General features: G+C 58.1%; 14 protein-coding genes. 5 read left to right on the forward strand and 9 right to left on the reverse strand.

Translation table 11 applies throughout. The annotated features are described in order from the left end of the window. Nucleotides 1–225: 225 nt before the first annotated feature. Together AB5Z09_RS18900 and crp are read right to left on the reverse strand one after the other, a co-directional pair. Nucleotides 226–1,026 carry a putative RNA methyltransferase gene (locus AB5Z09_RS18900; protein ID WP_107684274.1) on the reverse strand — a complete coding sequence of 267 codons (801 nt, stop codon included), beginning with the start codon at nt 1,024–1,026 and terminating at the stop codon, nt 226–228. A 125-nt stretch (nt 1,027–1,151) separates the two neighbouring features. Further along, complete coding sequence (gene crp / locus AB5Z09_RS18905; protein ID WP_005335304.1) at nt 1,152–1,790, reverse strand: cAMP-activated global transcriptional regulator CRP; 639 nt, start codon at nt 1,788–1,790, stop codon at nt 1,152–1,154. Between the two features lie 300 nt (nt 1,791–2,090). On the opposite strand from crp, the gene AB5Z09_RS18910 reads away from it, so the two are divergent. Both AB5Z09_RS18910 and AB5Z09_RS18915 read left to right on the forward strand, forming a co-directional pair. Continuing rightward, the gene (locus tag AB5Z09_RS18910) at nt 2,091–2,495 is read left to right on the forward strand and encodes an OsmC family protein (protein WP_005362569.1); all 405 of its coding nucleotides are present in this window, start codon (nt 2,091–2,093) and stop codon (nt 2,493–2,495) included. 93 nt (nt 2,496–2,588) lie between these two features. Next, nucleotides 2,589–2,885: an MliC family protein gene (locus AB5Z09_RS18915; protein ID WP_368195994.1), complete on the forward strand. Its 297-nt coding sequence runs from the start codon at nt 2,589–2,591 to the stop codon at nt 2,883–2,885. A 141-nt stretch (nt 2,886–3,026) separates the two neighbouring features. Here AB5Z09_RS18915 and AB5Z09_RS18920 read toward each other — a convergent pair whose 3' ends face one another. The 3 genes from AB5Z09_RS18920 to AB5Z09_RS18930 are packed head-to-tail and all read right to left on the reverse strand — an operon-like array spanning nt 3,027 to nt 4,723. Continuing rightward, entirely contained in the window at nt 3,027–3,560 is a 534-nt protein-coding gene (locus tag AB5Z09_RS18920; RefSeq protein ID WP_167567118.1) for a DUF4136 domain-containing protein, read from the reverse strand. A gap of 16 nt (nt 3,561–3,576) precedes the next feature. Further along, on the reverse strand, nt 3,577–4,446 hold the full coding sequence (locus AB5Z09_RS18925; RefSeq protein ID WP_005335299.1) for a phosphoribulokinase: 870 nt from the start codon (nt 4,444–4,446) through the stop codon (nt 3,577–3,579). Nucleotides 4,447–4,498: 52 nt separating this feature from the next. Beyond that, nucleotides 4,499–4,723 carry a YheU family protein gene (locus tag AB5Z09_RS18930; RefSeq protein WP_005335298.1) on the reverse strand — a complete coding sequence of 75 codons (225 nt, stop codon included), beginning with the start codon at nt 4,721–4,723 and terminating at the stop codon, nt 4,499–4,501. A 97-nt stretch (nt 4,724–4,820) separates the two neighbouring features. On the opposite strand from AB5Z09_RS18930, the gene AB5Z09_RS18935 reads away from it, so the two are divergent. Further along, nucleotides 4,821–5,972, forward strand: coding sequence for a GGDEF domain-containing protein (locus AB5Z09_RS18935; protein WP_270905336.1), 1,152 nt, complete (start codon nt 4,821–4,823; stop codon nt 5,970–5,972). Here the strand turns inward: AB5Z09_RS18935 and AB5Z09_RS18940 are convergent. From AB5Z09_RS18940 to AB5Z09_RS18950, 3 genes are all read right to left on the reverse strand, one after another. Further along, entirely contained in the window at nt 5,951–6,937 is a 987-nt protein-coding gene (locus AB5Z09_RS18940) for a hydrolase (RefSeq protein WP_368195995.1), read from the reverse strand. The genes AB5Z09_RS18935 and AB5Z09_RS18940 overlap by 22 nt on opposite strands. Before the next feature lie 66 nt (nt 6,938–7,003). Next, entirely contained in the window at nt 7,004–7,903 is a 900-nt protein-coding gene (locus AB5Z09_RS18945; RefSeq protein WP_005335289.1) for a chemotaxis protein, read from the reverse strand. 152 nt (nt 7,904–8,055) lie between these two features. Then, the gene (locus AB5Z09_RS18950) at nt 8,056–8,715 is read right to left on the reverse strand and encodes a hypothetical protein (protein WP_368195996.1); all 660 of its coding nucleotides are present in this window, start codon (nt 8,713–8,715) and stop codon (nt 8,056–8,058) included. Nucleotides 8,716–8,754: 39 nt separating this feature from the next. Between AB5Z09_RS18950 and AB5Z09_RS18955 the strand changes: the two genes are divergently transcribed. Next, a complete protein-coding gene (locus tag AB5Z09_RS18955) occupies nt 8,755–8,958 on the forward strand; it encodes a YheV family putative zinc ribbon protein (RefSeq protein ID WP_005335287.1) in 204 nt (67 codons plus the stop codon). Nucleotides 8,959–9,101: 143 nt separating this feature from the next. Then, a complete protein-coding gene (gene slyD, locus AB5Z09_RS18960; RefSeq protein WP_005348264.1) occupies nt 9,102–9,773 on the forward strand; it encodes a peptidylprolyl isomerase in 672 nt (223 codons plus the stop codon). 54 nt (nt 9,774–9,827) lie between these two features. On the opposite strand, the gene AB5Z09_RS18965 is transcribed toward slyD, so the two are convergent. Next, nucleotides 9,828–10,790 carry an IS1595 family transposase gene (locus tag AB5Z09_RS18965; protein WP_368194921.1) on the reverse strand — a complete coding sequence of 321 codons (963 nt, stop codon included), beginning with the start codon at nt 10,788–10,790 and terminating at the stop codon, nt 9,828–9,830. Nucleotides 10,791–10,857: the final 67 nt, after the last annotated feature.

A 10,857-nucleotide genomic window follows, 5' to 3' on the forward strand; every position in this document is an offset into this window, starting at 1 on the left:
TGTTTAATTGAGGTGACGAGGTCGTTATCAAGACTGGGTGTGACGGTTTTTGACAAGATAAAAAGAGATTAAATTCAATGAATTATTTTCTAGTGACTTTTTTGACATCAAGGCTGTTCTGAGCAACAAGGTCGATGGCTCAAGTTGTGAGCTGGATCACGCAGGGGAGAATGGGGCGGGGCGGGAAAAACGGGGCGGGAGCCTTGCAAGGCTCCCCCCCAGTGATCAGATGGGCTTTTGCCACAGGGTCAGCAGCAGATCCTGTTCCAGTTCATTCGGGCCTTGTTGCGCGAAAGCGTGACGCTGTTCACCGGTTGCCCGCCAGCCGAGACGGCTGGTCTCCAGAATAAAGCTGCGCATGGCCTGATCCATGGTGAGGCTGAACTGGCAGCGTTGTTGAGCCATCGGATTGAGACCGCCGAGGGTTGGCCAGCTAAGGGGGTGTTCCATGCTCACCGGATTGAGGCTGACCCGCAGTTGCCACTGATGGCGCGGGCCCGGCTGCAGATAGAGCAGATAGCCACCGGGGGCCAGCCAGCTGACCAGCTGTTCGGTCTTGACCTTGAGATCGTTGACCAGCAGCACCTGAGCAGAGCCTGGTTGCAACGGCGCGCGAGCGGGATCGGCAATGACAAACTGGCCGTCCGGCTGCGCTTTTTTGGCGGCAAAGATGGTGTTCTTGGCGATATCAACCCCGGCAAACTGCCAGTCGGGCAGGCGCTCTGCCAGCGCGCGGCAGTAGTAGCCTTCACCGCACCCAAGATGGATCAGCTCTTGTGGGGCCAGCGGAGCGAGCAGGCCGGCCATGGCCTCAACCAGCGGCAGTTGGTGGCCGGCTTCCAGGAAATGGTGCTTGGCGCGCATCAGGGCACGGCTGTCGCTGTCTTTGGGGTTTTTCTTGCCGGGGATGAGATCCAGATAACCTTCCGGTGCCGGATCGAAGTGATGCTTGTTGTCGCAATAGCGCCCCTGGGAGGCTTCATGAAGATGGAGCGGACTGCGGCAGCGGGGACATTGAAGATGCATAGTAACTCTCTGGGCGAATGCCGGAACAGTGAAGGGCGTTCGGGATTATAGGGGAGAGGATCAAAAAAGGCTGCCGTAGCAGCCTTTTTTATCCCAAGGCCTCAGTCAGGCCTGCGGACGGGTCATCAGCGAGTGCCAAATACCACAATGGTCTTGCCGTGAGCAGAGATGAGCTCCTGCTCTTCCAGCATCTTCAGGATGCGGCCCACGGTTTCACGAGAGCAGCCGACGATCTGGCCGATCTCCTGACGGGTGATCTTGATCTGCATGCCATCCGGGTGGGTCATGGCATCCGGCTGTTTGGCCAGGTTGAGCAGGGTCTGGGCGATCCGGCCGGTCACATCCAGGAAGGCGAGGTTACCCACTTTCTGGCTGGTGTGTTGCAGGCGCTTGGCCATCTGGCCAGAGAGACGCATCAGAATGTCCGGGTTGACCTGGATCAGCTGGCGGAACTTCTTGTAGGAGATCTCTGCCACTTCGCAAGAGCCTTTGGCGCGAACCCAGGCGGAGCGCTCGGGGTTCTCGTTTTCCTCGAACATCCCCATCTCGCCCAGGAAATCACCCTGGTTCAGATAGGAGAGGATCATCTCTTTGCCCTCATCGTCCTTGATCAAGACGGCCACAGTGCCCTTGACGATGTAGTAGAGGGTCTCCGCTTTTTCACCCGCATGGATCAGGGTGCTCTTGGCGGGATACTTATGAATGTGGCAGTGCGACAAGAACCATTCCAGGGTGGGATCGCTTTGCGGTTTGCCAATGACCATGAGAATTCCTCTGTAGTGTCTTTTTATGGACTTGTGCGTCCGGGCAAGCTGCCAATCTTGCCATTCCTTGTATTGGTCGCAGTAGGATAAGAGCCTTTGCCTGTGCTGACAAGGCTTTGCGGGCTTTTGACAGAGCCCTTTGAGTAATGCCTGCTGCGCCGCTTCGGCCATTCTAGGGAAGATAGAGGTCGGAGATGTTGATTTTGATCTATTTCCATCCCAACTCCCCCTGTTCGGCAGAGATAAGCGACTGGGTTATGCTAGGGATCCATCATCATGATTAACAGGAGAGAGTGCGAGATGAAAGCCAAGGTCAGCTGGGTGGAAGGGATGAAGTTTGTGGGTGAGAGTGAATCCGGTCACAAGGTGATCCTGGATGGTGCCAACCCCGGTGAGGGAGCCAGCCCGATGGAGATGATCCTGCTGGCGGTCGGTGGCTGCAGTTCCATTGATGTGGTTTCCATCCTCGAAAAAGCGCGCCAGTCGGTGACCGCATGCCACGTCGATGTCAGTGGCGAACGGGTCGATAGCGTGCCCCGGGTTTTCGAGAAGATTAATCTGCACTTCGTGGTGACGGGCAAGGGATTGGCAGAGAAACAGGTTGCCAGAGCGGTCGATCTGTCGATGGAAAAATACTGTTCTGTTTCCCTGATGTTGGAAAAAGCGGTACAAATTACCCATAGTTATCAAATTGTTGAAGCTTGATAACGATAGTTTCGTTGGTACCCTGGCATAAGGCCGTTACGTAAGGCCACTGCACAAGGCCATGACATAAAGCCATTACATAAGGAAAGTGCAATGAAAAAATTGATCGCTCTGCTTCCCCTTTTGGGTCTGGCGGCGTGCAGCAGCCCGCAACCTACCCAGTATCAATACAGCCAATACCAGTGTGGCGAAGAGATGCTGGCCGTTACCTATGATGCCCAGGCTGACATGGTGCAGTTCCCCTATGCCGGGGTTTACCACAAGCTGACGCGTGTTGAGTCTGAATCTGGCGCCAAATATTCCGACAGCGTCACCACTTTCTGGAATCAGGAGAAACAAGCTCTCCTCACCCAGAAAGGGGTTACACTGCTGACCTGTACGCTTAAATAAGTGACCACAGATAGCTGAAGGTGTGCGGCTTTGTGCCCGGGTCTGGCCTAGGCCGGATTGGGTCAAGAGGTTGAGACCACAAAAAACGGCTTGCCGGGAGGCAAGCCGTTTTTCTATCTATCCGTTATCACTAAACAAGCGCTAGTTGGTGGGGACGCGATGGAGCAGCTCGGCCGCGAGCTGCTGGCTGAGAGCCTGGCGCTGGCTATCTGCAATGCTCACGTCGCTGGTCAGCTGGATGATGCTGCTCCAGACCGCTTTCTGGGTTTTGCGATCGAGCAGCACGATGGCCAGCGACCCTTTGCGCTGGTTGGCCGAGGCATATACCCCGGGCGTCATGCCAAGGCGCGCGAAAATCTCGCCGTCACTCATATCCTTGCCGCCCGCGACGCCGATGGCGACCCACAGATCCGCCTCGTCGAGCGGTGCACTCTGCCACCCCTTGCCATTGAGCTCCCGGCTTACCGCCTGCTGCATCGGTTCCAGCCACCCTTCCGCCAACTCACCTGCAAATTGATACTGTTCGGCCAGGGCGTAGTGCGGGGTTGCACCATAGGTCCAGTTGCCCATCGGGCGAACCAGCATGGTGCCGGACTCCAGCGTGGGGGCCGCTGGCCCGCTGCTGCAACCGCCAAGCAGGGCGAGCAGTGCCACAGAGAGATAAGCAAGCCGCATCGTGAACTCCTTTGAATCAGGTTATTTTGCCGGTTTCGATCAATTGCTGGATGAGCGGGCGCAGGATCAGCTCCATCGCAAAGCCCATCTTGCCGCCCGGCACCACTATGGTGTTCATCCGCGACATGAATGAGCCATCGATCATCGACAACAGGTAGGGGAAATCCACCTGCTTGATACCGCGAAACCGGATCACCAGCATACTCTCGTCCAGACTCGGGATCACCTTGGCGCTGAAGGGGTTGGAGGTATCCACCGTCGGTACTCGCTGGAAGTTGATATGGGTGCGCGAGAACTGCGGGGTGATGAAGTTGATGTAGTCATCCATGGAGCGCACGATGGAGTCGGTCACCGCCTCGCGGGAATGCCCTCGCTCCGAGGTATCGCGGATCAGCTTCTGGATCCACTCCAGGTTGACGATGGGCACTACACCTATCAGAAAATCCACGTGGCGCGCCACATTGTGATCCTCGGTGACCACGCCGCCGTGCAGCCCTTCATAAAACAGCAGATCGGTATTGCTGGGCAGATGCTGCCAGGGGGTAAAGGTGCCGGGCATCTGGTTGAAGGGCACTGCCTCGTCAAAGCTGTGCAGGTAGCGGCGATACTGGCCATTGCCATCCTGCCCATAGCCTTGGAAAAAGCTCTCCAGCAGCCCGAAGTCATTGGCCTCAGGGCCAAAATAGCTGATATGACGCCCCTGTTCGCGCGCCTTGCGGATCGCTACATCCATTTCCGGTCGGGTGTAGCGGTGAAAACTGTCACCTTCCACCACCGCCGCGGTATATCCCAGTTGATGGAACATGGAGCGAAAGGCGTTGGTGGAGGTGGAGGTGCCAGCACCGGACGAACCGGTAACGGCAATAATGGGGTGCTTGGCCGACATGGGATTCTCTCTTCCTTGGGAATTCCGTTATAAGGTCCGGATTGCGGTTGGGTCAAGACTGCTCGATGAAGCGGTCTTTCATCACGATATTCACCGATTCGTGCAGCTCGCTATAGACGATGACAGCTTTGCCTTGCTGTAATTGTTCTCTCACTGCATCGACTTTGACGCCAAGCGGTACATCCTGTTCTCCATATTCTGTTCCCTCCTGCAACACAAAGTGTTCGATCAGGTTGGTCAGGGTGTCGCCGTCCAGTTCTTGCCAGGGAATGATCATTTAAAGGTCTCACAGCAAAAGAGGTGATCGTCAGGCTATTGTTGTGTTGAATCCCGCGAATGCAATCACTTTTTACCTTTTCACCGGAGTCTGAGAGATGTTGTCTGAAGCGCAGCGCAGCGCGCCGTTAACCCTGACTGAGCATCTGGACAGCGCACGTCGAGAGGCGATTGCCCGAGGCATGGTGTGGTTCTGGTTGTTGAACTGGCTGGTGGTGTTGTTTCTTTCGATACGCTACGAGGTTTACAGCCAGGTCGGGCTAGCCAGTGATGACAGCTTGCCCTGGCGCTTTCAGAGTGAGCTGGCCCTGGTCATGGTGGTGCTATTGCTGCTACCTGTTGTCAGCCTGTTTTGTGACCATCTGCAGGATCGCCTCTGGTTACGGATGGCTGCGCTGGTGATGGTGCTATGGGGCGGACTCTGGACGCTGCACATCTACACGATTGGTCAGGTGGAGCTGCGGGGAGGGGTCAGCTATGCCAACGGGATCATGCGGCTCAACCTGCTGGCTGCGCTCATTGCGTTTTATCCCGATCGCAAGGTGTTTTATGGCTATCTCTTGGGCCCGATGACGGTGGGTGTGGGGTTGGAACTCTTTTTACGCGTCGATTTTCCACAGATCTACCTGCTTGGCGTGTTGTTTGGCGTGATTGCGCTGGAGGTCGGCCGCCGCATGCTGCACCGCTGGTTTGAGTTGGCGATCATGCGGGAGCATGAAAATCTGACGCTGCTGCGCAAACTTGATCAGCTCGCCAAGCAAGATCCTCTGACCGGTGTCGCCAACCGGCGGCATTTCAATATCGAGTTGGACCGCGCGTTGGCCCATAGCCAGGAGAGCGGCGCTCCGCTATCGCTCATCCTGATCGATGTGGACTATTTCAAGCGCTTCAACGACCACTATGGCCATCAGGTGGGGGATATGTGTCTCAAGGAGGTGGCACAAGCGCTCAACCGTGCGGTACGCACGCCATCTGATCTGGTGGCCCGCTATGGCGGAGAGGAGTTTGTGCTGCTGCTGCCCAATACCGACCGTCAGGCTGCGGCCAGCGTGGCGCAGCGGCTGCAAGATGGCTTGGCCAGCCTGCAGCTGGAGCATCTGGCGTCCGATGTTGCCCCCTGGGTGACGGTGAGTCAGGGGATTGCCAGCAATGTGTCCGGTGAAGGGGCAAACCAGCTGCTGGAGCGGGCCGATCAGGCGCTCTATCGTGCCAAGGAGTCGGGACGCAATCAGTTCTGTGTTGCGGAGTGACTCTGTTCGGCAATCCAGCGACTGATCCGCTCATCCAGCCAAAACCGTGGCCGCCAGGGCGTGCCGTGCAGAAAGCCGACATGGCCGCCACGCTGGCTCAACTCATAGCGCACCGTGGGCGAGAGTTGCTCCGGCCGGGGAATGACCGCGTGTGACATAAAGGGATCGTCGGCGGCGTGCAGGATAAGGGTAGGGATGGGGATTTGAGCCAGCAGCGGTAGTCCCGAGCAGCTCTGGTAGTAGTGGGTGGCGCTGTGAAAGCCGTGCAGAGGCGCGGTAACCAGCTCGTCAAAATCGCGCAGGGTGGCAATCTGCTCCACTTGTCGAGGTTGCCAGCGTTCACTCGCTTTCTGCTGCTGGCTGATCTTGTTGAGCAGGTTGCGGCGCATGGTGCGCAGCAGATAGTTCTGATAGACCTTCGAGAAACCCTGATTGACCCGCTCGGCGCAGCTCGCCAGTTGCAGCGGGGCCGAGACCACCACCGCCGCTTTCAATGCCGCAGGACAGCCCCGCGCCAGCAGATTGACCAGCATATTGCCACCCAGTGAAAAGCCGATGGCGATCAGCGGTTTGCCCGGGAAGCGCTGGCTCAGCTCGGCAATCAGCTCCTGCGCATCACCGATGGCGCCGGAGTGATAGGCCTGCAGGTGGCGATTGGGCGCGCCGCTGCAACCGCGAAAGTGCATCAGCACAGCCTCTCTGCCCTCTTGCTGCAGGTGGGCGAACAATCCCTTGGCATAGTGGGAGTGAATGCTCCCCTCCAGCCCGTGAAACACCACTATCAGCGGCCGTTCATCAAGGCTGACTTCCCCGCTCCAGGCGAGGTCGACAAAGTCCCCATCCTGCAGTTCAAACCGCTCCGCCACAAAACGGGCAGGGGGGCGGCGCAGCCATTTGGGCAATATGGTCTGCAGATGAGGATTGCGTGCCCACCAGGGGGCGTGGAAGTGGCTCTCGGTCAGCATGGGGTCAGTCAGTCTGGGTCGAAGATAAGGAGGACGGGAGGCGTGTTCCTCCCGCCAGTCATTGGCTTATTTCAGCAGGCGATCGTGATGTTCGGCGCCGCGCAGCATGGCCTGGATCAGCTCATTGGCCTCGAACTTGGTCAGCGCCTCATGAGCACCCACCTGATGGGCGCGTTCCACGCTGATCTCGCTGGAGAGGGAGGTGTGCAGGATGATGTAGGCCCCCGCCAGTTTGCTGTCACTTTGCACTTCGAAGGCCAGCTCATAACCATCGAGCCCCGGCATCTCGATATCGCTCACCAGAATGTCGATCGGGGTCTTCTGGCTTGCCCGCGTCTGCATCAGGGTCAGTGCATCCTTGCCATTGGTGCAGACCTCATAGGGGATATTGATGTAGTCGAGGGCGGCCATCAGCTGACGGCGAGCGACCGAAGAGTCATCGACCAGCAGGATCCGCATCGGCTTGATCCGCTCCCGCTGCACATCGGTCAGTACCGGATAGAGGTGGCTCGGATCGTCCGGATAGACCCGGGAGAGGATCAGCTCCACATCCAGCAGCTGGATCAGCTGGTCATTGACCCGGGTCACGCCGGTTACGAAGACATTGTGGCCGAGGGAGGCGGGGGGCGATTCGATATCGCGCCAGTTGCACTCGGTGATCTTGTCGATGCCCCGTACCAGAAAGCCCACCAGGGTGCGGCGGCAGTCGGTAATGATGATGAAGCAGTGGGGCATCTCCTCCTTGCTGATGGGGCGATAGCCCACCGCCATCGCCATGTCGATCACCGGAATGGTGGAGCCGCGCATATTGGCGGCCCCCAACACGGTCGGGTGCGAGTGGGGCATTGCCGTCAGTTGGGTGTAGGGCACTATCTCCTTCACCTTGAGGGTACCGATGGCAAAAGATTGTTTGGCTGAAAGGTGAAACAGCAACATGCCCTGGGATTGATTGGCTTTGCTCGTCATGGCAGATGTCCTGTTGGTCGAAACGTTGGCAGTCACTTCAGGCCTCTAGCATAAAGGATTACGGGGGGAATGGCCCTTCCTTGTTAACGACCATCTGGCAAAAAACTGGACTCATTCAGCCAATTTCGTTGGCGCATTCCATCGGCGTCCGGTTATTGATCGCCATCCTCGCCAATTCCCCACTGCTGGCAGGCAGCTTGCAATGCGGCCTCATCGGCATAACCCAGCTTGCTGGTCACCTGCGCGGGTTTGCTGCCGCCCTTGAGCAATCTGAGCGCCTGCAGCAGTTGCCACTGTTGTTGCAATGCAGACCCTTCCACTGGCGCATCGACTTGTTGTGCCCACAGTTGCAGAGACTCCGGTTGGCCATTGGCCAGCGCTTGCCAGCAGGCTTGCAGCTCACCGTGACCCTGCTGGCTGATGGCGCACTGTTGCAGTTCATCCAGGATCACCTGCAGTCGCTGACCGTAGGCCCCTTGCCACTCTTTCGGACGTTGCCACCGGGCCAGCGAGTCGAGCAGGGCATCGAGCAGGGGCGTGGCCTGCAGCCAGCCAGCCTGCTGCGGCTGAGCCACGCGCAAAGAGACGCTCAGCTGATCGAAATCGCAACCGCTGAGGGGGCTGAAGGCCGCAAGGGCATCGGCGCAGAGCCAGAAGCTGCTTCCTGCCGGCAGCAACAGCTCATGTTGGCCCAGTCTCAGCAGCGCGGCGCCCCGGGCGATCCGCAACAGCTGCCCGACCGGGGTCCGTTTGCGGTTGCCGGCGTGCAGGCCCTGGCAGGAAAAATGGTGATACTCGATGGCGTGATGCATGTAAAAACCCTGATATGATGCTGCCTGGAGGTAACAAATATGGAAACCAGACGTAAAAAACGCTTCATTGCCGGTGCGGTCTGCCCGGCGTGCGGCAAGTTGGACAACATGATGCTGTATCTGGAGCATGGAGTCGAGAAGGTGACCTGCGTCGCCTGTGGCGATACCCAGGTACAAACGCCTGCCGAGGTCGACAAGCAAACTCGCGAGGCGGAAGAGGTGATCGGGGTGTTTCGCCCCTGATAAGGCAACGGCTGGTGGAATGCGGGCCTTCTCGCTGACGCTGTTGCCGTTTTTTTCGTCACTCCGTGGCGCCGCACGGCATATGCGCGGCCCGCTTTTTAGGGTATTCTGAGCCCGTTTTTTTCTATCCGCAGGATCCTGACATGAAAGTAGCTCCTCTGAGCGTGGTTACGCTGGAATACACAGTCACCGACGAGCACGGTGAAGTCATCGACAGCACTGTCGGCAAAGAGCCGCTGGTCTATCTGCACGGCACCCGTTACCTGGTCTCAGGCCTGGAAGCCGAGCTGGAAGGTCGCGCGGTAGGTGAAGCCTTCGAAGTGACTCTGGCACCGAGCCAGGCCTACGGCGAATATGACGAGACACTGGTACAAGAAGTACCGGGCGAGCTGTTCGACGGCATGGAAGTCTCCGAAGGGGATACTTTTGTGGCTGAAACCGACGATGGCCACCGTCCTGTGACCGTGGTTGAAGTGTCCGAAGAGTTCGTCAAAGTGGATGGCAACCATCCGCTGGCTGGTGTGACTCTGGGCTTCAAGGTCGAGATCAAGGACGTGCGTGCTGCCACTGCCGAAGAGCTGGCCCATGGCCACGTTCACGGTGCCGGTGGTTGCGGCCACGATCACGGTCATGACCACGATCACGGCGGCTGCTGTGGCGGTCATGGTCACGACCATGATGAGGATCACGGCCAGGGCGGTTGCTGCGGCGGTGCTGGCCACGGTCACGATCATGGCCACGACCACGGTGACGACCATGGTCACGGCGGCTGCTGTGGTGGCGGCGGTTGTGGTGGAAAGGGCCATCACCACTGATCACGGCCATGCCGATGATAAAAAAACCCGCGATTATCGCGGGTTTTTTATTGGCTATGTCCCAATTACGTGTTGCATGGGGTGCCCCAGCGCCTCATGCAAACACGCTTTGATATTCACGCCCCTCCCGTAACGCTCCAGCATCCTGCGCCAACCCAGGTAGTTCTTCAGGTAGTGCGTTGCCACTCCATGGAACCGCTCCATCCACTCTTTCAACCGATGGTGATACCCGTTCACGTGCTGGATGTGATACGCACCGACCACCCGTTCGCCCTGGCGATTGCGCACTACTTGATGAGTCACTCCATGCACTTTGCTAAAACTCGCATACACACCCGCACCATCGCTACACAACACCGCATCCGCTGACACCAACGGCTTCAACACCGCGATGACCGTCTCGGCATTTATCTGCTCCAGCTGAAAATCCGCATGGTGGCCAGCACGGTCCTGCACCACCATCACAGGGATGTAATCCGACCCGGTTCCACGGGTTCGACCTTTACCACCACGATGCCTTGGCGGACGCGGCAGTCCCCGTTGCCCCTTGAACGATTCAAGGAAGAAGGTCTCATCAACCTCAACAATGCCCTCTTCCCGTGTGGCTTGATGGCCTGCCATGGCACGCAAGAAGCGGTGACGCCAGAGGAACGCGGTGTTTTTGCTGACCCCACAGCGCCGCGCGGCCTGGCGGACGGTCAGTCCTTCGATGAGGGCTTGCGCGTAGTCTTCCCAGCACTGTGCTTTACGCAATCTGGCCAGGGGCGTCTTGGTGAGGATGGAGCTTGTGCGCAGACACTGTTTGCAACGGTAGCGGCGCAGCCCCCGACTCCACCCCCAAGGCGCCAGCTCGGCGACATCGGCCTGACAATGTGGGCAGCCACTGCATGCAGGAAACTGGGTATTGAGCGAGGTAATGGCATGTGGCGCCATGAGCTCCTGCCGGGCAACGCGGCGCTGGCGCAGGGTAAGCAGTGGAAAGAGAGACAACAGGTGTTGAAAGGCTGGGGTATCCATGATGGCAGACCTCAAGGTGATGGCCTACTTCAAGATTAGCCTTTCAACACGTAATTGGGACATAGCC

The organism is Aeromonas sp. R2-2 (genome assembly GCF_040908355.1).
In the GTDB taxonomy this organism is placed as follows: Bacteria; Pseudomonadota; Gammaproteobacteria; order Enterobacterales; family Aeromonadaceae; genus Aeromonas; species Aeromonas veronii.